The following is a 20,105-nucleotide window of genomic DNA, read 5'->3' on the forward strand; positions in this document are numbered from 1 at the left end:
GCCGCCATGGCGACGGTCCGCGGCTCGTCGGCAGCCCGTCAGTCCACGTGGAGCCGCAGGGGGATGCTCTCCCAGGAGCGCAGGGTGTTGTTGAGGTGCCGCGCGGTCGGGCCGGCCAGCTCGATGGAGCGGACCCGGCGGGCCAGTGCCGTGAGCAGGGCCTCGGACTCCAGCCGGGCCACGTGCTGCCCGGCGCACTGGTGGATGCCCATGCCGAAGCCGACATGGCCGGACGGGTCGCGGGACAGGTCGAAGGAGTCCGGGTCGTCCCACCGCCGCGGGTCGCGGTTGGCCGCACCCAGGAACATCAGGATCTTGCTGCCGTCGGGGACGACGTGGTCACCCACCCGCACGTCGGTGGTGGCGGTGCGGAAGAAGGTCTGCACCGGCGACTCCCAGCGCACCGCCTCGTCGAACGCCACCCGCGCCAGCGAGGGCTGCTCGCGCAGCCGTTCCCACTGGCCGGGGTGGGTGGCGAAGGCGTAGAGGACGGCGGACAGCCCGTGCACCGTGGTGTCCACCCCGGCGGTGAGCAGCGAGCGGACGATCAGCGGTGCCTGCTCCGGGGTGATCTCGCCGCGGTCGCTGGCCGCCCAGATGGAGGCGCCGAACCCCTCGGGCGCCAGGGCCTCCCGGCGGCACACCGACGCCACCCAGCCGGACAGCTCGGCGACGCGGGGTGCGCCCCTGGCGACGAGGTCGTTGTCCGGACCGAAGGCGTTGAACGCGTGGTCGCCGTAGGGGAGGAGGTTCTCCCGGCCCTCCTGGGGCAGCCCGACCGCGTCCGGGAAGACGCGGAGCGGGAAGGCCGACGTCAGGACGGGGACGGCGTCGAACTCCGTGCCGGCGGACAGCACCTCGTCCACCAGTACCTCGGCGTCGGCGATCCAGCGGTCGCGCAGCCTGCGCAGCGCCCGCGGGCTGAGCACCGAGGTCAGCACGCGGCGCGGGGCGTCGTGCTTCGGCGGATCGGCCTCCAGCAGCAGGCTCGGCGGTCGCCAGGGCTTCTCGAACCGGAAGTTGGACAGCCCCACCCCGGCGCCCGACTGGAACTCCTGCCAGTCGACGAGCGCGGCGTGCACCTCCGCGTACCGGGCCATCGCGTACACGTCGTACCTGCTCAGGTGGACCATCGGGCCGGCCTCGCGCAGGGCGGCCTGCAGCGGGAGCGGGTCCTCGAGCACGGCGTGGTCGAAGGGGTCGGCGTCGCTCGTCGGGAGGCCGGTGCTCGAGCCCAGGGTGGCGGTCATGGGAGCTCCTCGGGAGGGTGGGGGTTCACAGGTCGAGGACGAGCCGGTCACTCCGGGACCGGGAGACGCAGATGTACATCGTGTCGCCGGCGGCGCGTTCCTCGTCGTCCAGGAGCGAGTCGCGGTGGTCGGGGTCGCCGGCGAGCACACCGCACTCGCAGGTGCCGCAGATGCCCTGCCGGCACGAGGACAGGACCTCGACGCCGGCCTCGCCGACCGCGTCGAGCACCGACACGCCGGGCGGCACCGTGACGGTGACCCCGGTACGGGCCAGCTCGACCTCGAAGGGCGTGGTCCGCACCGGAGCGCCGCGCTCCTCGGCGAGGAAGCGCTCGGTGCGCAGCGCGTAGCGCGGCCAGCCGGCCGTGACCGTCTCCATGGCCGCCAGGAGGGGGGCGGGGCCGCAGGAGTAGAGCCGGACGCCGGGGCGGGGGTCCCCGAGGAACCCGGCGAGGTCGAGCAGCCCGAACTCCTCCTCCGGCCGCACCAGCACCCGGTCGCCGTACGCGGCGAGGTCGTCGAGGAACGCCATGGAGGCGCGACGGCGGCCGCCGTACAGGAGCCGCCAGTCCGCACCGAGCAGCTCGGCCTGGTGCACCATCGGCAGCAGCGGCGTGATGCCGATCCCACCGGCGACGAACAGGTAGCTGTCCGAGGGGACGAGCGGGAAGTTGTTGCGCGGGCCGCCCACGCCGACGACGTCACCGACGGCCAGCTCGTCGTGCACGAAGGCCGAGCCACCTCGCCCGACCGGCTCCCGGAGCACGCCGACCCGGTAGGTGAAGGGGTCCCAGCGGTCACCGCAGAGGGAGTACTGGCGGGTCAGCCCGTTCGGCAGGGCCAGGTCGACGTGGGCACCGGGTGTCCAGTCGCGCAGCCGCCCGCCGCTCGGTGCGGCGAGCTCCAGGGTGAGGACGCCGTCGGCCACGGGTGTCTTCCGGACGACGCGCAGCTCGGCCACGTCCGGCGTGGCCGGGACCTTCCGGTGTCCTCCGGCCGTGGCGGTACCGCGGTCGTCGTCGATCCTGCTGCCCAGCACGTGGCCTCCTCGTCGCTCGACCCGAGGATGCGGGCGGTTCGAGCCCGGGCGAAGCGTATTCTCGCTCAATGAGACGGGGGCCACAGTTCCCGGCGCGGGAGGGGGACGCGGCGTGGCGCGGAGCAGCGCGGGGGAGTCGGTCCTCACGCGCGCCGTCCGGATCTTCGAGGCGTTCGGTCCGGACGCCACCACGCTCCAGGTCACCGAGCTCGCCCGGCGGGCGGACCTGCACGTCGCCACCGCCTCCCGGCTGGTCGCCGAACTGGTCTCGCACGGCCTGCTCGAGCGCGGGCCCGAGCGGGAGGTGCGGATCGGGGTGCGGATGTGGGAGCTCGCCTCGCGGGCCTCGCCGACGCTCTCGCTGCGCGAGGCGGCGATGCCCTTCCTGGAGGACCTGCACGCCGTGGTGGGGCACTCCGTGCAGCTCGGCGTGCTCGACGGCGACGAGGTGCTCTTCGTCGAGCGGCTCACCGCGCGCGACGCCGTGGTGAACTACTCGCGCATCGCCGGCCGGCTGCCGCCGCACATCACCTCCTCGGGCCACGTGCTGCTGGCCTACGGCGCCCCGGACCTGCTCGAGCGTGTCCTCGCCCGGCCGCTGGAGCGGTACACGCCGCACACCGTGGGCACGCCGGAGGAGCTGCGGGCCTCGCTCGCGCAGGTGCGACGGCAGGGCTTCGCGCTGCTCGCCGGGCACGTCCACGAGGACGCCACCGGCATCGCCGTCCCGGTGCGCAACGGGCTCGGGGAGGTCGTCGCCACGATGTCGGTCGTCGTCCCGAACGACGACCGGGCGACGGCGCAGGTCCCGGCCCTCATGGCCGCCGCCCGGGGCGTCACCCGCGCGCTGTGCGGCCCGCGCGCGGACCGGCCGCACTGACCGCGCCCGCGCGCGGGTGACGCCATCCGGGACGCGGGTCAGCCGCCGTACATGCGGAAGACCGGCTCGGCGATGCACACCGGCTTGGCGGCCCCGTCGGCCTCGATGACCGCGGCGACGGTGACCTGCAGGCCGCCGGCGACCTCCTCGACGTCCTGCAGCGTCGCGGTCAGCCGGATCCTCGACCCGACCGGCACCGGCGCCGGGAAGCGCACCTTGTTGAGCCCGTAGTTCACCCCCATGGTGGCGTCGGTGACCGTGAGGACCTCCGACCACATCGGGATGAGCAGCGAGAGGGTCAGGTACCCGTGCCCGATCGGGCCGCCGAAGGGGCTCTCGGCCGTGGCGCGCTCGACGTCGACGTGGATCCACTGGTGGTCGCCGGTGGCGTCGGCGAAGGTGTTCACGCGTTCCTGGGTGACCTCGACCCAGGAGCTCCGGCCGAGCTCCTGGCCCTTCAAGGACGGCAGTTCGGCGAGCGTGGTGGTGGTGCTCATGCGGGGGACTCCTCCTGGGGGACGTACTGGGAGCGCAGATCGGGCTTGCGCACCTTGCCGGTGGCGGTCTTCGGGAGCTCGTCGGCGAACTCCACGTGCTTGGGCACCTTGAACGCGGCCAGGCGCGTGCGCAGCTCGGCGCGCAGCCGGTCCGGGTCCGGGTCGCTGCCCGGGGCCGGGACGACGACGGCCAGGCCGACCTCGCCCCAGTGCGGGTCGGGCACCCCGATGACGGCGACCTCGAGGACCTCCGGCAGCTCCAGCAGCGCGGACTCGACCTCGGCCGGGTAGACGTTCTCGCCACCGGAGATGATCATGTCCTTGTAGCGGTCGCGGATGTAGAGGTAGCCGTCCTCGTCGGTGGAGCCGGCGTCGCCGGAGTGGTACCAGCCGTCGACGATCGCCGCGGCGGTCGCCTCCGGCTCGTTCCAGTAGCCGGCCATGATGTTCGGCCCCGACAGCACCACCTCGCCGACCTCGTGCGGATCGCACTCGGTGCCGTCGGGGCGCACCACCCGGACGTCGACGAAGAACTGGGGCTTGCCGGCCGAGCCCACCTTGGCCACCGCGTCGACGCTGTCCAGCATCGTCCCGGCGGGCGCCGACTCGGTCATCCCGTACGCCTGCTGGACGGTGATCCCGCGGTCGAGCCAGGTGCGCAGCAGGGGCAGCGGCAGGGGTGCGCCGGCCGCACCGATGGTCCGCAGCGCCGACAGGTCGACGGCGCCGAAGTCCGGCCGGCGGCTGAGCGCGTCGAGCATCGTCGGGACGGCGAAGAACGACGTGACCCGCTGATCGACGATGACGGCGAGCGTCGCCGGCGGGTCGAAACCGCGGACGAGGACGGCGCAGCCCCCGCGCAGCAGGGTCGGGTTCACGGTCCCGTTGAGCCCGCCGATGTGGAACAGCGGCGCCAGCCCCAGGGTGCGCTCGTCGGGGGTGACGTCGAGCCCGAACGCCTGGTTGATGCAGGACCACGTCATGTTGCCGTGGGTCAGCACGGCGCCCTTGGGCCGGCCGGTGGTGCCGGAGGTGTACATGATCAGGCACGGGTCGTCGGGGGTGACCGGCTCGTCGCGGGGCTGCGGCTCGGCGTCGGCGAGCAGCTGCTGCCAGTCGAGGGAGTCCGCGCCCCCGGCGAGCGGCGTCTCACCGGCCACCCAGGTCCGCACCGCGGGCAGCTCGGCCCGCAGCGTGTCCGCCGTCGTCCCGTGCTCCCGGCCGTGCACGACGAGGCTCGTGCCGGAGTGCTCGAGGACGTACCGCACCTCCGGCGGCGTGAGCCGGGCGTTGACCGGTACCCAGACGGCGCCGAGCTGCCCGCACGCGTAGAGCGTCTCCAGCGCGGCGGGGTGGTTGGCGCCCAGCCACGCGACCCGGTCGCCCCGCCCGACGCCCAGCGCGCTCAGGGCCGCGGCGGCGCGCCGGACCCGGTGCGCGAACTCCCCGTGGGTCGTCGTCGCCCCCTCGAACCAGATCGCCGGGCGGTTCGGGGAGATCCGCAGCCGCCGCTCGGGCCACGAGCCCAGGCCGGCGTTCCTCATCGCAGCGCCAGCGCGCGGACGGCGTTCTCCTTCATGATCAGCGGCTTGACCTCGGGCTTGATCTCGAGCTGGTCGAAGTCGCGGATCCAGCGCTCCGGGCGGAGCAGCGGGTAGTCGGAGCCGAACAGGACCTTCTCCTTCAGCATCGTGTTGGCGGCCCGGACCAGCTGCGGCGGGAAGTACTTCGGCGACCACCCCGACAGGTCGATGTAGACGTTGGCCTTGTGGGTGGCCACCGAGATGGCGGCGTCCTGCCAGGGGACCGACGGGTGCGCCATGATGACCGTCAGGCCGGGGAAGTCGGCGGCGACGTCGTCGAGCAGCATCGGGTCGGAGTAGCGCAGCTTGATGCCGCGCCCGCCCGGCAGCCCGGAGCCGATGCCGGTCTGCCCGGTGTGGAACAGCGCGGGCACCCCGAGGGCCTCCAGCTCGGCGTAGAGCGGGTAGTGCCGGCGGTCGTTGGGCTCGAAGCCCTGCAGGCTCGGGTGGAACTTGAAGCCGCGGACGCCGTGCTGCTCGACCAGCCGGCGGGCGGCGCGGATGCCGGCCGCGCCGCGCGCCGGATCGATGGAGCCGAACGGGATGAGCACGTCGGGGTACTGCGCGGCGGCGTCGGCGATCTCCTCGTTCGACAGCGTCATCTGCCCGGTCGCCGCCTCCGCGTCGACGGTGAAGACGACCGCGGCCATCCGCGTGCCGCGGTAGTCGGCGGCGATCTCGTGCACCGTCGGGTTGTACGGGTCGCCCTTGAAGTACTTCGCCGCCGCCGCGTTCAGCTCGTCGTCCAGGGCCAGGTGCCCGGAGGCGTCGGCGTGCACGTGGACGTGCACGTCGATCGCGTCCAGGGCGTCGAGGTCCAGACCTGCCGGGACGCCGCTCATGCCGGTGGCTCCGGCAGCTGCTGGCCCACGGTCTGCTGGGCGGGCGCGAAGGTGCCCGGCCAGATCCCGGCGATCGCCTCGGCCGACCAGCCGGTGCCGTCGGCGAACTCCACGACGGCCTCGGTCGGGTGGCTCCACAGCGCCAGCCGGTCGCCACCGATGCCCACGGCCTGGCCGGTCACGTCGGCGGCGGCGTCGGAGGCGAGGAAGGCGACCAGACCGGCGGCGTCCTCGGGAGAGCCGAAGCCCAGCTGCTGGCGGGCGAAGGGGGGAAGGGGTTCCCCGGCCTGCAGCGCGTCGACGTAGGGCTTGAGGAAGGGCACGGTCTCGGTCATCGCGGTGGCGGCGACCGGGACGATCGCGTTGACGGTGATCCCGGCCCGGGCCAGCTCCATCGCCCAGGTCCGCACCATGCCGACGATGCCGGCCTTCGCCGCGGCGTAGTTGGTCTGCCCGAAGTTGCCGACCTGACCGGTGGGGGAGCCGACGCAGATGATCCGGCCGCCCTCGCCCTGCTCCCGCATGCGGACGGCCGCGGCGCGGGTGCAGGTGAACGTGCCGCGCAGGTGCGTGGTGATCACCGCGTCGAAGTCCTCGTCGCTCATCTTCCACAGCGTCGTGTCGCGCAGGATGCCGGCGTTGTTGACCAGCACGTCGAGCCGGCCGAACTCGGTGACGGCCCGGTCGACCAGGGCCTGGGCGGCGTCGCTGGAGCCCACCGGCACCACCTCGGCGACGGCCGAGCCGCCGGCGGCGGCGATGGCTCCGACCGCGTCCTCGGCGACGGCCGGGTCGACGTCGTTGACCACGACGGCGGCGCCCCTGCGGGCGAGTTCGGTCGCGTAGGCGAGGCCGAGGCCCCGGCCACTCCCGGTGACGATGGCCACCTTGCCGGAGAGATCCACTGCAGTACTCCTCTGGGTGCGGTGCGGCCCGCCGGGAGGCGGCCGCGGGGGGAACGTGCGCTCGGTGGCGCCGGAGGTCAGGGACGTGCCGGCCCGCCGGCGGGGTGCAGCTCCGGGTCGGCGGCGGCCATCCGGCGCAGCTCGGCCCGCTGGATCTTGGTGGAGGCGGTCATCGGCAGGTCGTCGACGATCCGCCACGCCCGCGGCACCTTGAACGGCGAGAGCCGGTCCCGGCAGTGCCGCTCGAGCTCGACGGGATCGACGTCCGCCCCGGCCGAGGGGACGACGAAGGCGACGACGAGCTCGCCCCAGCGCTCGCTGGGCGTGCCGACGACGGCCGTCCGGGCGACCGAGGGGTGGCCGGCGACGGCCTCCTCGACCTCCTCCGGCGACACGTTCTCGCCGCCGGTCTTGATCATGTCCTTGAGCCGGCCGACGATCCGGCAGGCGCCGGTGGCGTCCATGACGGCCAGGTCGCCGGTGTGCAGCCAGCCCTCGCGGTCGATCGCCTCGGCGGTCGCCACCGGGTCCTGGTGGTAGCCGGGGGTCAGCCGTGCCCCGCGCACCCACAGCTCGCCGGGCTCACCCGGCACCGCGGGGGTGCCGTCCGGTGAGGCGATCCGCACATCGGTGCCGGCCAGCGGCCGGCCGACGGTCGTCCGGCGCACCTCGTCGGGGTCCGTGGGCGCGGAGAGCAGGGCCGAGCCGCAGGTCTCGGTCATGCCGAACGTGGTGATCAGCGGCGCCCCGAAGACCGACTCGACCCGGTCGACGAAGCCGGGCCGCACGGTCTGCCCGCCGGTGAACACGACCTGCAGGCTGCTCAGGTCGGCGTCCTGGATCTCCGGACGGGTCATGAGCAGGTCGAGCAGGGTGGGCGCCGCCGACAGCAGCGTGGCGCGCCGCTCGGCGAGCAGGGCTAGCACCCGGGCCGGCTCGAAGGCCACCACCACGTGCTCGGCGCGCTGCCACAGCGCACCCATGGTGCCCAGCACGTTGCCGGCGGTGTGGAAGAGCGGCATCGGGTTGATCCAGACCCCGCCCTCGGGCAGCCCGATCCGCTCCCGGAAGGCGTGCGAGGTGGCCACCATGCCCGCGTGGGTGATCAGCACGCCCTTGGCGCGGCCCGTCGTGCCGGAGGTGAACTGGATCTGCGCGAGGGCGTCCGGCGCGACCGTGGGCAGCTGAGCGGGACGCCCGGCGAGCAGCGCCCGCCAGTCCCCGGTGCACCGGTGCACCTCGGTCAGGGCGGGCAGCCCGTCGCGCAGCTCCTCGGCGACGTCGGCGGCCGGGTTGCCCGCGGCGTCCTCGGCGGCGTAGATCGCGGCCGCGCCGGAGAGCCGCAGGGCGTGCTCGAGCTCGGGGGGACGCGACCGCGGGTTGACCGGGACCAGGACCATGCCGGCCAGCGCCACCCCGAGCTGCAGCAGGACTGCCTCGGGCCCGTTGACCAGGCAGGTGGCGATCCGGGACCCCGGGTCGTGGCGGGCCAGCAGCCCCGCGGCCACCCGCTCGGCGTCGGCGAGCAGCTCGGCCGCGGTCCAGCCTGCCTCGTCGGCGGCGGTGACCGTGCGGAGCAGCGGATCGGCCGGGCCGAGCCCCGCGGCCCGGCGGAGCACGTCACCCACGACGCGCTCCGCCGGACCGGCGGCTGGAGGTGCGAGGAGCTCGCAGCGCTCCAGGGGGTCGGGCACGGGTCAGCCGAAGGTGTAGCTCTGGGCGCTCGGGCCCTCGACCGTGCCCAGGACCTCGAGCCCGCCCGGGGCGTCGGCCGAGGCGCGGGAGACGTAGACGGTGCGGGTCGGCGGCTCGGTCACCTCGGTGTAGTCCAGCGGCGTGGCGAACAGGCCCTCGGTGTCGAGGTCAGAGGTCTGCCGCATGGCCGCGACCACGCCCTCCGGCGTCAGGTCGCCCTCCTCGCAGGCCCGCTCCAGCGCGGTGGTGAGCAGCCGGGCCTGGGCGGACGCGAGCGGCACCTCCCAGCCGAGCTCACCGTCGGGGTCGGCGGCCTCGTAGAGCTCGCGGGCCTCCTCGACCCCCGGCTCGTCGAGGCTGTAGGGCGCGATGCTGGTGACCGTGTAGAAGTTCTCCAGCAGCGCCGGGCCGGCCGTGGTCTCCAGCAGCGACGGGCCGAAGGTGGGGGTGTTGCCGACGATCGGCACGTCCATCCCCTGCGAGGCCATGACGCCGGCCAGCGAGGCCAGCTGCGCGGGTGCGGCGGCCAGGATCACTCCCGACACCCCGGCCTGCTGCAGCGCGGAGACCTGGGCCGAGAGGTCGGTGTCCCGCGGGGTGATCTCCTGCGGCACGATCTCCAGTCCGCGCTCCTCGGCGGCGTGCTGCGCGCCCTCCAGGGAGTTGCTGCCGTAGTCGCCGACGAAGTAGACGACGCCGATCTTGTCGCCCTCGGCCAGGCCCAGCTCGTCGACGAGGTAGTCGACCGCGTTGGCGCCCTCGATGCTGTACGTCGTCCCCGGGATCTGGGCGTTCTCGTACTCCAGCGCGACGCCCGCCCAGCCGTGCCCGCCGAGGTACATGCCGTCGGCCTCGGCCAGCGGCAGCACCGCCGCGGACGTCGGCCCGCCCAGCACCTGCTGGAGGGCGACGATGTTGGGGGCCATGCTCCGGTACAGCGAGACCGCGCGCTGCGGGTCGTAGCCGTGGTCCTGGACCTCCACCTCGACGTCGCGGCCGCAGACGCCGCCCTCCTCGTTGAGCCGGTCGTAGAACGCCTGGGTCTGGGTGACCTGGACCGCCGCGCCGGCGGCGAACGGGCCGGAGAGGTCGGTCAGCATGCCGACGGTGATGGTGTCGTCGGTGACGCCGCTGCCCGTCTCGACGTCGCCCTCCGCGCTGCCCCCGCCGCCGCCGGCGTCGGGGTCCTCGGTGGAGCAGGCGGCGAGGAGGGCGATGGTGCCGGCCAGGGCCAGCGTGGTGCGGGTCCGGTGCTTCATGAGGTGGTCTCCTTCGACCTGGGAGGGACGCCGGGGTGCGCGGGTGCGGGGTCGGTGCTGTCGGGGGGAGGGACGGGTGGGGGGCCGCCGGTGTCCGGCGGGGAGTGGTCCCGCCGGTGCCGGAGGCGGCTCGCCGCGCCGGCCAGGCCGCCGCGGAGGAACAGGAGGACGGCGATGATCGCCGCCGCGTAGAGCAGCCGGGCCAGGGTGGCCGCCTCCAGGCCACCGGAGCCGGGGCTGGCGAGGAACGGCAGCTCCGAGCTGTACTGGACGAGCACCAGCGGGAGCAGGACGACGAACGTGGCGCCGGCCGCGGCGCCGGCGATGGACCCGACCCCACCGAGCACGATCATGATCAGGAAGTCGATCGACAACTGGAGGCCGAAGAGGTCCGGCGCGATCCGGCCGTAGGCGAGGGCCATGAGCGCACCGGCGATGCCGGCGTAGGCGGAGGAGAGGACGAACGCCGTCACCTTGGCGCGGGCCACGTGGACGCCCATGGCCGCCGCGGCGGCCTCGCTGTCCCGGACGTTGGCCAGCGCCCGGCCGGTGCGGCTGGCCTTGAGGTTGCGGCCGAGCCAGGCGGCGAGCAGGACGACGGCGAGGAACAGGTACCAGAGCCGGTGCAACCCCTCGAACTCCACGCCGGCCACGGCCACGTAGTCGGGGTCGCTGTTGCTGAAGCTGAAGCCGGGGACGGCGAAGGGGGCCACCGTGCGGCCGTTGAAGCCGCCGGTCACCGTCTCGAGGTTGACCATCAGGTGACGGGCGAGGAAGACCAGCCCGACGGTGGCCAGGCCGAGGTAGATGCCGCGCAGCCGGCCGGAGATCGGGCTGAACAGCGCCCCGGCGAGCGCGGCGACCACGCCGGCGAGCACGAGGGCCAGGACCGGGGGCAGCCCCAGCCCGGCGGCCCGGCCACCGATCTCGCCCGCCGTCCAGGCGTAGGTGTAGGCGCCGAGCGCGGCGAAGAACGCATGGCCCAGCGACAGCTGCCCGGCCACGCCGACGAGCAGGGTCAGCCCGATGGCCCCGACGACGGCGGCCATCGCGAACAGCCCGGCCTGCAGCCAGAAGTCGGTGGCCAGCAGCGGCAGCAGCGCCGCGACGAGCACGCCGAGCGCCAGCGGGAGCCGGCGGAGGAGGTCAGACACGGACGGCCTCCTGGCGACCGAAGAGCCCGGAGGGCCGCACGAGCAGGACGAGGATCATGACGGCGTAGGGGACGACCTCGCCGAGGCCGCGGCCGAGGAAGTGCAGGTCGGACTCGTAGCCGACGGCCAGCGCGGTGACGACGCCGATGATCAGGCCCCCGACGATCGCCCCCACCACCGAGTCGAAGCCGCCCAGCACCCAGGCCGGGATGGCGGCGAAGGCGGTGAGCGCGAGCGTCGGCGCGATGCCGGGGGAGGGGAAGGAGGCGAGGAAGATCCCGGCGATGGCCGCGAGCGCGCCGGCCAGCGCCCAGCCGGCCGCGCCGGTGCGGGTGAGCCGGATGCCCATCAGCGACGCGGTGTCGCCGTCGGCCGCGGCGGCGCGCATGGCGACCCCTGCGCCGGTGCGCGCGAACAGGAACCACAGCACCCCGAAGACGACCACGGCCAGACCGGCCGCGATCGCCCGGCTGGTCGGCAGCGTGATCCCGCCGAACGTCACCACATCGGCGCCCCAGGGGGCGCCGATGGGCAGCACCCGGTTGCCGATCCGCCGGGTCAGCTCGGTGAGCAGCAGGATGTCCACGCCGAGCATGAGGATCGCGGCGGTGCCCGGATTGGCCTCGGCCAGGTTGCGCACCAGGACGGCGTTGATCAGCACGCCCAGCAGCGCCGCCCCCGCGATGCCCACCAGGACGGCCGCCCAGAAGCCGATCGGGTCCTGCAGGACCGCGACGAGGTAGGCGCCGGTCAGGAGGACCGAGCCGTGGGCGAAGTTGAGCACGCCGGTGGAGGTGAACACGATGACGAAGCCGACGGCGATCAGGCCCAGGATCAGGCCGTAGGACAGCCCGTTGGCCAGCTGGGTGAGGAAGTAGCTCATGCCGCCGCCGTTCCGAGGTAGGCCCGCAGGACCTCCGGGTCGCGCTGCACGTCCTGCGGGGTCCCTTCCGCGATGTGCTTGCCGAAGTCGAGGACCGTGACCCGTTCGGCCAGGCCCATGACGAAGGGCATGTCGTGCTCGACCAGGAGGACGGACAGGCCGAGCTCCTGCTGGACCGCGCGGATCGCGTCGGCCATGACCGTCGACTCGCCGTGGGTCATGCCGGCGACCGGCTCGTCCAGCAGCAGCAGCGTCGGCTCGGCGGCCAGGGCCCGGCCCATCTCCACCCGCTTGCGGTCGCCGTAGGACAGCGTGTGCACCGAGCGGTCGAGCAGGTCCTCGATGCCGAGCAGGGCGGCGATGCGGCGGACGGCCTCCCGCTCCGCGCGCTCCTCCCGCCGCGCCCGCGGCAGCCGGAGCGCCTGCGACACCGTCCCCGTGCGCATGAGCCGGTGCCGCCCCACGAGCAGGTTGTCCTCGACGCTGGCCTCCAGCGACAGCGAGATGTTCTGGAAGGTCCGGGCGACCCCGAGGTCGGCGATCCGGTGCGACGGGAGCGCGCTGAGCACCGCGTCGCCGTAGTGGACCGTGCCGCTGGTGGCCCGGTAGGCCCCGCCCAGGACGTTGATGCAGGTGGACTTGCCGGCCCCGTTGGGTCCGATGAGGGCGTGGATGGTGCCCGCCTCGACGGTGAAGGAGACGTCCGAGAGAGCCGTGATGCCGCCGAACCGGACGGTGAGGTCCTCGACGCGGAGCTGCTGCGCCCGCGCCGTGGAGGACCGCTGGAGACCGGTCGTGGTCTCGGCCCGTTCCTCGCCGGGCGCGGTCGGGGCCGGCTCGGAGGTGCCCACGCCGAGGTAGCGGTCCCGGATGTCGTCGGTCGCCGACAGCTCGGCGGAGGAGCCCTCGGCGGTGACCGCGCCGACCTCCAGGACGTAGGCCCGGTCCGCCACGCGCAGGCCCATCGCCGCGTTCTGCTCGATCAGCAGCACCGAGGTCCCCTGGGCGTGGATCTGCGCGATGATGTCGCCGATCTGCTCGACGAGCTGGGGCGCGAGGCCGAGGGACGGCTCGTCGAGGAGGAGGAGCTTGGGCGAGGTCATGAGCGCCCGGCCCATCGCCAGCATCTGCTGCTGCCCGCCGGACAGCAGGCCGCCGCGCTGGCTGCGCCGCTCGGCGAGGATGGGGAAGAGGTCGTAGACCCGCTCGGAGGCCTCCTTGCGGGCCGCGGCGTCGCGGACGGTGTAGCCGCCGGCGCGCAGGTTCTCCTCCACGGTGAGGTCGCGGAAGATGCGCCGCCCCTCGGGCGCCTGCACGAGCCCCGCCCGGACGACCCACGAGGTGTCGCGCCGCGCGAGGTCCTCGCCCTCGAAGCGGATGGTGCCCGCGGTGACCGCGCCGCCGACGCTGCCGAGCGAGCGGGAGATGGCCCGCAGCAGCGTGGTCTTGCCGGCGCCGTTGCTGCCGAGGACGGCCACGACGGAACCGGTGTCGACGCGCAGGGAGACCCCGCGCAGCGCCTGCACCGCGCCGTCGTAGGCGACGGCGAGATCGTCGACGATCAGGATCGGATCGGGCACGGAGACCTTCCAGCCGGTGGTACGGACGGCCCGCGTGCGCGGGCACGACACCCCCGTCGTGGTGGGAGTCACAGGAAAGGTAGAAGCAGTAGTGACGTACGTCAATGACTTGTCTAATATTCGCGCCGAGGCCCGGCGCCTCGACAGGAGGCGGGCATGACGGCAGTGGACGATCTCGCGGCGGACGGCGCCGGGAGCGACGAGGAACGCGTCCCGGCAGCGGAGGGCCCGCCCGGCGGGCACCGCCCGCAGGAGCTGCTCTTCAGCTTCTTCGGCGGGGTCGTGCTGGAACGCGGGGACACCGATCCCATCCCGTCGGCGGTGTTCCTGCGCCTGCTCAGCAGCCTCGGGGTGGCCGAGGCGGCGGGCCGGGCCACGCTGGCCCGGATGACCCGGAAGGGACTGCTGGACCGGACGCAGGTCGGCCGGACGGCCTACTACCGGCTCAGCGACGAGGCCACGACGGTGGTGCGGAAGGCGGCGGAGCGGGTCCGGGCGGCGGCACCCTTCGAGCACCCCGACGGCGAGTGGACGCTGTTGAGCTACTCCATGCCCGAGAGCCGCCGCGACCTGCGCCACCGGGTGCGCGCCACGCTCACCTGGGCCGGTTTCGGCGGGCTGCGCGACGGCGTGTGGATCGCGCCGGGGACGGTCGACGTGGGCGAGGTGCTGGCCGACGCCGGGCTCGACGAGGTGGGGGAGCTCGCCGAGTGGTTCGCCGCCTCGGCGCTGCCGGGCGTGCGGGTGGACGCGTTCATCCGCCGGGCCTGGCCGGTCGACCGGATCCGCGAACGGCACGAGGCGTTCATCAACGCCTGGTGGGCCGGGCCGGCCGGCGGCGAGGACCCGCTCGGCGAGATCACCCTGCTCGGCGCGGACTGGCTCCAGCTCCTGCGGGCCGACCCCGGGCTCCCCGCGCGCTACCTGTCCGCGGACTGGCCGGCGGCGCAGAGCGCCGCGGTCTACCGCCGCTGCTACGACACGCTGCTGCCGGCGGCCGAACGGAGCCTGGACCTCGAGCTGGGTCGCGTCGTGGCCGGCTGAGACCCCGATCGCTTCGGCATCCGCGTGACGGCCGTCATGCTCGGTTCCAGCATCCGGTCGGCTGTTACCGCAGCGGTCGGAAGAACTCCCGGACGTCTCCGACGAGCAGGTCCGGCTGCTCCATGGCGGCGAAGTGCCCCCCGCGCTCGTGCTCGCGCCACAGCCTCAGGTCGGTGTACTGGCCGCGGGCCCACTCCTCGGTGGGCTGCAGGATGTCGTGGGGGAAGAGCGAGACGCCGGTGGGGACCGCCACGACCGGGGCCCGGGAGGCGGGGCTGCGGGCCATCTCCCAGTACATCCGCGCCGAGGAGCCGGCCGAGTCGGTGAACCAGTAGGTGGACACCTGGTCGAGGATCCGGTCGGCACCCAGGGCCGCCACCGGGTCGCCGGCGCAGTCGGACCAGGACCAGAACTTCTCCAGGATCCACGCGCACTGGCCGGCCGGGGAGTCGGCCAGCCCGTAGGCGAGGGTCTGCGGCCGGGTGCGCTGCTGCATGTTGTAGGCGGAGTCGACGGTGCGGAAGTGCTGCTCGGCGCGCCGGCCCCGCTCCTCCCGGTCGGTGAACTCCGTCCGGTCGGCCGGGGGCGGGCTGACCACCATGTTCAGGTGGATGCCGGCCAGCCGGTCGGGGTGCCGGGCGGCCAGGTTGGCCGACACGAACGAACCCAGGTCGCCCCCCTGGGCACCGAAGCGCTGGTGGCCCAGCCGGGTCATCAGCTCGGCCCAGGCGTCGGCGACCCGCTCGAGCCCCCAGCCCGGCGCGGTCGGCTTGCCGCTCCAGCCGAAGCCGGGCAGCGACGGCACCACCACGGTGAAGGCGTCCGCCGGATCCCCGCCGTGGGCCGCCGGGTCGGTCAGCGGGCCCAGCACGTCGAGGAACTCCGCCACGGAGCCGGGCCAGCCGTGCGTGAGCAGCAGCGGGAGCGCACCAGGGTGCGGCGACCGCGCGTGCAGGAAGTGGATCGGCAGCCCGTCCAGCTCGGTCGTGAACTGCTCGACCCCGTTCAGGCGTGCCTGACGGGCGGACCAGTCGTACTCGTCGGCCCAGTACCGGCAGAGCTCCTGCAGGTAGTCCAGCGGGACGCCTTGCGACCAGTCGCCGACGGTGGCCCGGTCCGGCCACCGGGTGGCGCGCAGCCGGCGCCGCAGGTCGTCGAGGTCCTCGTCGGGGACGGAGATCGAGAAGGGAGTCACACCGGGAACGGGCATCGGCCCACCGTAGCCAGGCCGCTCGCGGCGCACCGTCCACCACAGGAGATGCTGGCCGGGTGGACGGGGAGGCTGGTCGGGGGAACGGTCTCCTGCTGGTCGCCGTCCTGCTCGCCGCGCTGAACCTGCGGGGAGCGATCGCGGCGGTCGCGCCGGTCCTGCCGGAGCTGCGGGCCGAACTCGGCCTGACGCCGACCACGGCCGGCCTGCTGACGACGCTCCCGGTGCTCTGCTTCGCGGCGCTCGCGCCGGCGGCGGCGTGGCTGGGCCGCGTCGTCGGCACCCGCACCGCGGTCCTCGCCGGGTTGGTGGCGATCGCCGTCGGCTCGGTCGTGCGGGTCCTCGGCGGCCCGGTCGTGCTGCTCGCGGGCACCTTCGTCGTCGGCGCCGCCATGACCGTGGGCAACGTGCTGCTGCCCGTGGTCGTCAAGGCCCGGTTCGCCGCCCGGGCCGGGACGGTCACCGGGCTCTACACCGGCACCCTGGCCGGTGGCGCGGGCCTCACCATCGCGCTGACCGCGCCCGTCGCCGCCGTGTGGGGATGGCGGACCGGGCTGGGCGTCTGGTCGCTGCTGGCCGTCGTCTCCGCGGCCGTCTGGCTGGCCGCGACCGGGCGGTTCCCGCCACCGGGCGACCCGCGGCCGGACGACCGCGCAGCCGGCCCCGGGGTTGCGTCGGTCTGGCGCTCCCCGGTCGCCTGGGCGGCCTCGGTGGTGCTGGCCACGCAGTCGGTCCTCTACTACGCGTTCACCACGTGGCTGCCGAGCGTGCTGGTCGAGGACGCGGGGCTGGGCCTGTCCGCGGCCGCGGCCGCCGCGTCGGTGTTCCAGCTGCTCGGCATCCCCGGGGCCCTGCTCGTCCCGCTCGCCCTGGCCCGGCTGCGCGCGCAGCGCGGCCTGGCCCTCGGCGTCGCCACCGCCTGGGCGCTCACGCCGCTGGGACTGCTCCTCCAGCCGGGCCTGTGGCCGGTCTGGGTGGGTCTCGGCGGCCTGGTGCAGGGGGCCGGGATCTCGCTGGCCTTCGCGCTCGTGGCGCTGCGCGGCGCCGACGAGGACGCGGTGCGCCGGCTGTCGGCCATGACCCAGTTGGTCGGCTACGCGCTGGGCGCCGTCGGGCCGCTCGTCGTCGGGGCGCTCTACGCGGCCACCGGGTCCTGGTCGGCCCCGCTGGCCCTGCTGGTGCTGGTCGCCGCCGTCCAGGCCGTCGCGGGCACGGTGGCCGGGCGCCCGGTGCTCGTCGGCCGCTGACGCCCACGCGGGTGTCGGCCGACGGCTGCCTCCCGGACCCGGAGGCAGCCGCACGCCGACACCCGGCGCGCTCCTGTGGACGGCGCCGGCCCGCCGGTGCCGGTCCGGCCAGGCTGCCGGGGTGCCCGCAGTCCCGCGTCGACCGGCCGTGCTGCGGGGGAGGGTGTTCCGCGGCTCGGCCGTCCTCGCCGCGGGCGTCCTCACCCGGGGCGAGCTGCGCGGGCCGGCTTGGCGCCGGCTCTTCCGGGACGTCTACGCGTGCGCCGAGCTCCCCGTGACCCACGTGCTGCGCGCGCGGGCCGCCGGCCTGCTCGTACCGGGCGCCGTCGTCACGGGGACCAGCGCGGGCGTCGTGTGGGACCTGCCCACCGCGGGGCCGGAGGACGAGGTGGAGCTGACCGTCCCGCCGGGGTCCACGGTCTGCCGGGTCCCGGGGGTGCGGGTCCGGCGCCGGACCCTCGATCCCGCGGCGGTGGTGGTGCGCAAGGGGGTGCGCACGACGACGGCGGAGGTCACCGCCATCGAGCTGGCGCGCTCGGGGCCCCTCGACGAGGCCGTCGTCCTGGTCGATCGGCTGGTCGCCGACGGCACCGGCTGGCCCGGGTGCGGGCGGCAGCGGCGCGGGTGACCGGATCCGGATGCCGGCAAGCCCGGCGGGCGGTGGCGCTCGCCGACGGGCTGGCCGGATCACCGCAGGAGACCCGGCTGCGGCTCCTGCTGCACCGGTCGGAGCTGCCTCGACCGGTGGCCCAGTTCGTCGTCCGGACCGGTGACGGCTTCGTCGCGCGGGTGGACTTCGGGTGGCCGGACCGGAAGGTCGCCGTGGAGTACGAGGGCGTGTGGCACGGGCGACGACCTCAGCAGGTGGCCGCGGACCGGCGGCGTCTCAACCGGCTGCGTGAGGCGGGCTGGATCGTGGTCTTCGTGACCGCGGAGGACCTCCACCAGCCCGGACTGCTGGTCGCGCGGGTCGCGAGCGCGCTCGCCCCCTGAGCCGGGTGTCGTCCGGTGGCTGCCTCCCGGACCCGGAGGCAGCCGCACGCCGACACCCGGCGCGGGGCGGGGCTCAGACGGTCGCGGGGAGCGGCATCGTGCCGACGTCGTCGGCGACGGTCAGCGGTGCGCCGGTGGCGGCCACGACCTCGTCGACGGTGACCCCCGGAGCGGTCTCGCGGAGGACGAGGCCGTCCTCGGTGACGTCGATGACGGCGAGATCGGTGACGATCCGGTCGACGCACGCCTTGCCGGTCAGCGGCAGGGTGCACTCCTCGACGACCTTCGGTGACCCGTCGCGCGCGACGTGCTCCATCATGATGATCACCCGGCGGGCGCCGTGGACGAGGTCCATCGCACCGCCCATCCCGTTGACCATCTTCCCGGGGATCAGCCAGTTGGCCAGGTCGCCGCGGACGTTGACCTGCATGGCACCGAGGATCGCCACGTCGAGGTGCTTGCCGCGGATCATCCCGAAGGACAGGCCGGAGTCGAAGAAGCTCGCCCCCGGGAGGACCGTCACGGTCTCCTTGCCGGCGTTGATGAGGTCCGCGTCCTCCTCGCCCTCGTACGGGTAGGGGCCGACCCCGAGGACTCCGTTCTCCGAGTGCAGGACGACGTGGACGCCCTCGGGCACGAAGTTCGGAACCAAGGTCGGCATCCCGATCCCCAGGTTGACGTACTGGCCGTCCTCGAGCTCCAGGGCGACCCGGGCGGCGAGCTGTTCGCGGGTGAGTGCCATCAGGGGGAAGCCTCCTCGCCGGCGGCGGCCGGGGTGTCGCCGCGGTCGCTGCGCGGACGGGTCTTGCGGATCTCGATCTTCTTGCCCTCGGGGCCGACGGGCACGACCCGGTCGACGAACACCCCCGGCAGGTGGACGTGCTCCGGCGGGATCTCGCCGGGCTCGACCAGCTCCTCGACCTCGGCGATCGTGATCCGACCGGCCATGCCGGCCGGACCGTTGAAGTTTCCTGCGGTCTCGCGGAACACCAGGTTCCCGTGCCGGTCGCCGACCGCGGCGCGGACCAGCGCGTAGTCGGCGGTCAGCGACGTCTCCAGGACGAACTGCTGGCCGTCGAAGACGCGGACCTCCTTCGGCTCGCTGGTCCGCACGACGTTCCCGTCGGCGTCGTAGCGGATCGGGATGCCGCCCTCGGCCACCATCGTGCCGACGCCGGTCGGCGTGTAGAAGGCGGGGATGCCGGTGCCTCCGGCGCGCAGCCGTTCCGCGAGCGTCCCCTGCGGGGTCAGCTCGACCTCGAGCTCGCCCGACAGGTAGAGCCGGGCCAGTTCCTTGTTGCCGCCCACGAAGGAGCTGATCGTCTTGGCGATCCGGCCCGCGTAGAGCAGGACCCCCAGCGCCTGGTCGTCCACCCCGCAGTTGTTGGAGATGGTCGTCAGGCCGCGCGTCCCCTGCCCGAGGAGAGCGTCGATGAGGGCGATCGGGACGCCGCAGAGCCCGAACCCGCCGACGGCGAGCGTGGCGCCGTCGGGGATGTCGGCGACGGCGTCCCGGGGGGAGTCGATGACCTTGTCCACGGCTCAGCCCTCCCCGGCGCGGGGAACGGCCGGCGGGACGACGTCCCGCATCCGGTCGGTACGCGTTCGGTCCACCAGCGTGCTCCCATCGGTCAGGACTGCGGTCGGCGCCAGTATCCCCGGTGTGCCGTCCCGTCCCGACCGGCGGCCCTCCCGGCCGGGAGGTAGCCGCTCAGACGGTATGACCCGACCGATCCCGTGGGGAGCGGTTGCGGGTCGGGGCCTTCCACACCAGAAACGTGGGTTACCGGGGAGGAGCCCCTGCCCGGCCTATCCGACATGTGTGGGAGGCCCCGATGGGTGTGGAGCGTACGAGCGTCGGGCTGGACGTGCACGCACGATCGGTGTCCGCGGCGGCGATCGACGGCGTCACGGGCGAGTTGATCAAGAAGCGGCTGGTACCCACGACCGACACCGTGATCGAGTGGGTGCGTGGCCTGCCGGGTCCGGCGGCGGTCACCTACGAGGCCGGGCCGACCGGGTTCGGGCTGGCCCGGGCACTGGC

At 74.4% G+C, this 20,105-nt stretch carries 18 protein-coding genes and 2 pseudogenes; 6 read left to right on the forward strand and 14 right to left on the reverse strand.

Annotated features, from left to right (window positions below; translation table 11 throughout):
* Positions 1–38 precede the first annotated feature (38 nt).
* Together BM142_RS21720 and BM142_RS21725 are read right to left on the reverse strand one after the other, a co-directional pair.
* Complete coding sequence (locus BM142_RS21720) at positions 39–1,250, reverse strand: cytochrome P450 (RefSeq protein ID WP_092203203.1); 1,212 nt, start codon at positions 1,248–1,250, stop codon at positions 39–41.
* A 25-nt stretch (positions 1,251–1,275) separates the two neighbouring features.
* Positions 1,276–2,208 (reverse strand): annotated as a pseudogene (locus BM142_RS21725) (PDR/VanB family oxidoreductase); the annotation flags it as partial.
* A gap of 193 nt (positions 2,209–2,401) precedes the next feature.
* Between BM142_RS21725 and BM142_RS21730 the strand changes: the two are divergent.
* On the forward strand, positions 2,402–3,169 hold the full coding sequence (locus BM142_RS21730; protein ID WP_092203205.1) for an IclR family transcriptional regulator: 768 nt from the start codon (positions 2,402–2,404) through the stop codon (positions 3,167–3,169).
* A 38-nt stretch (positions 3,170–3,207) separates the two neighbouring features.
* Here BM142_RS21730 and BM142_RS21735 read toward each other — a convergent pair whose 3' ends face one another.
* From BM142_RS21735 to BM142_RS25780, 9 genes are all read right to left on the reverse strand, one after another.
* Positions 3,208–3,666, reverse strand: a complete 459-nt coding sequence (locus tag BM142_RS21735) for a MaoC family dehydratase (protein ID WP_092203207.1) — start codon at positions 3,664–3,666, stop codon at positions 3,208–3,210.
* Positions 3,663–5,210: an acyl-CoA synthetase gene (locus tag BM142_RS21740; protein WP_092203209.1), complete on the reverse strand. Its 1,548-nt coding sequence runs from the start codon at positions 5,208–5,210 to the stop codon at positions 3,663–3,665. The genes BM142_RS21735 and BM142_RS21740 overlap by 4 nt, the downstream gene beginning before the upstream one ends.
* On the reverse strand, positions 5,207–6,070 hold the full coding sequence (locus BM142_RS21745) for an amidohydrolase family protein (RefSeq protein ID WP_305764382.1): 864 nt from the start codon (positions 6,068–6,070) through the stop codon (positions 5,207–5,209). The genes BM142_RS21740 and BM142_RS21745 overlap by 4 nt, the downstream gene beginning before the upstream one ends.
* Positions 6,071–6,087: 17 nt before the next feature.
* Positions 6,088–6,996, reverse strand: coding sequence for an SDR family NAD(P)-dependent oxidoreductase (locus BM142_RS21750; RefSeq protein WP_092203213.1), 909 nt, complete (start codon positions 6,994–6,996; stop codon positions 6,088–6,090).
* Between the two features lie 77 nt (positions 6,997–7,073).
* The gene (locus BM142_RS21755) at positions 7,074–8,690 is read right to left on the reverse strand and encodes a class I adenylate-forming enzyme family protein (protein ID WP_254791136.1); all 1,617 of its coding nucleotides are present in this window, start codon (positions 8,688–8,690) and stop codon (positions 7,074–7,076) included.
* A 3-nt stretch (positions 8,691–8,693) separates the two neighbouring features.
* Complete coding sequence (locus tag BM142_RS21760; RefSeq protein ID WP_092203215.1) at positions 8,694–9,950, reverse strand: ABC transporter substrate-binding protein; 1,257 nt, start codon at positions 9,948–9,950, stop codon at positions 8,694–8,696.
* Entirely contained in the window at positions 9,947–11,104 is a 1,158-nt protein-coding gene (locus BM142_RS21765; RefSeq protein ID WP_092203217.1) for a branched-chain amino acid ABC transporter permease, read from the reverse strand. The genes BM142_RS21760 and BM142_RS21765 overlap by 4 nt, the downstream gene beginning before the upstream one ends.
* Entirely contained in the window at positions 11,097–11,987 is an 891-nt protein-coding gene (locus tag BM142_RS21770) for a branched-chain amino acid ABC transporter permease (RefSeq protein WP_092203219.1), read from the reverse strand. Before BM142_RS21770 ends, BM142_RS21765 begins: the two co-directional genes overlap by 8 nt.
* A complete protein-coding gene (locus BM142_RS25780; RefSeq protein ID WP_092203245.1) occupies positions 11,984–13,567 on the reverse strand; it encodes an ATP-binding cassette domain-containing protein in 1,584 nt (527 codons plus the stop codon). The genes BM142_RS21770 and BM142_RS25780 overlap by 4 nt, the downstream gene beginning before the upstream one ends.
* 156 nt (positions 13,568–13,723) lie before the next feature.
* Between BM142_RS25780 and BM142_RS21780 the strand changes: the two genes are divergently transcribed.
* The gene (locus BM142_RS21780) at positions 13,724–14,611 is read left to right on the forward strand and encodes a PaaX family transcriptional regulator (RefSeq protein ID WP_092203221.1); all 888 of its coding nucleotides are present in this window, start codon (positions 13,724–13,726) and stop codon (positions 14,609–14,611) included.
* A gap of 64 nt (positions 14,612–14,675) precedes the next feature.
* Here the strand turns inward: BM142_RS21780 and BM142_RS21785 are convergent, their stop codons facing one another.
* A complete protein-coding gene (locus BM142_RS21785) occupies positions 14,676–15,821 on the reverse strand; it encodes an epoxide hydrolase family protein (protein WP_092203223.1) in 1,146 nt (381 codons plus the stop codon).
* 59 nt (positions 15,822–15,880) lie between these two features.
* Between BM142_RS21785 and BM142_RS21790 the strand changes: the two genes are divergently transcribed.
* From BM142_RS21790 to BM142_RS25335, 3 genes are all read left to right on the forward strand, one after another.
* Positions 15,881–17,068 carry an MFS transporter gene (locus BM142_RS21790; RefSeq protein WP_092203225.1) on the forward strand — a complete coding sequence of 396 codons (1,188 nt, stop codon included), beginning with the start codon at positions 15,881–15,883 and terminating at the stop codon, positions 17,066–17,068.
* Positions 17,069–17,189: 121 nt separating this feature from the next.
* Positions 17,190–17,696, forward strand: coding sequence for a hypothetical protein (locus BM142_RS25330; protein WP_254791137.1), 507 nt, complete (start codon positions 17,190–17,192; stop codon positions 17,694–17,696).
* A complete protein-coding gene (locus BM142_RS25335) occupies positions 17,693–18,061 on the forward strand; it encodes an endonuclease domain-containing protein (RefSeq protein WP_254791138.1) in 369 nt (122 codons plus the stop codon). The genes BM142_RS25330 and BM142_RS25335 overlap by 4 nt, the downstream gene beginning before the upstream one ends.
* A 73-nt stretch (positions 18,062–18,134) precedes the next feature.
* Here BM142_RS25335 and BM142_RS21800 read toward each other — a convergent pair whose 3' ends face one another.
* Both BM142_RS21800 and BM142_RS21805 read right to left on the reverse strand, forming a co-directional pair.
* On the reverse strand, positions 18,135–18,803 hold the full coding sequence (locus BM142_RS21800) for a CoA transferase subunit B (RefSeq protein ID WP_092203227.1): 669 nt from the start codon (positions 18,801–18,803) through the stop codon (positions 18,135–18,137).
* Positions 18,803–19,600 carry a CoA transferase subunit A gene (locus BM142_RS21805; RefSeq protein ID WP_092203229.1) on the reverse strand — a complete coding sequence of 266 codons (798 nt, stop codon included), beginning with the start codon at positions 19,598–19,600 and terminating at the stop codon, positions 18,803–18,805. The genes BM142_RS21800 and BM142_RS21805 overlap by 1 nt, the downstream gene beginning before the upstream one ends.
* Positions 19,601–19,896: 296 nt before the next feature.
* Here BM142_RS21805 and BM142_RS21810 point away from each other — a divergent pair.
* Positions 19,897–20,105: pseudogene (locus BM142_RS21810) on the forward strand (hypothetical protein); the annotation flags it as partial.

Origin of the sequence: Blastococcus tunisiensis (assembly GCF_900112815.1) — a bacterium.
In the GTDB taxonomy this organism is placed as follows: Bacteria; Actinomycetota; Actinomycetes; order Mycobacteriales; family Geodermatophilaceae; genus Blastococcus_B; species Blastococcus_B tunisiensis.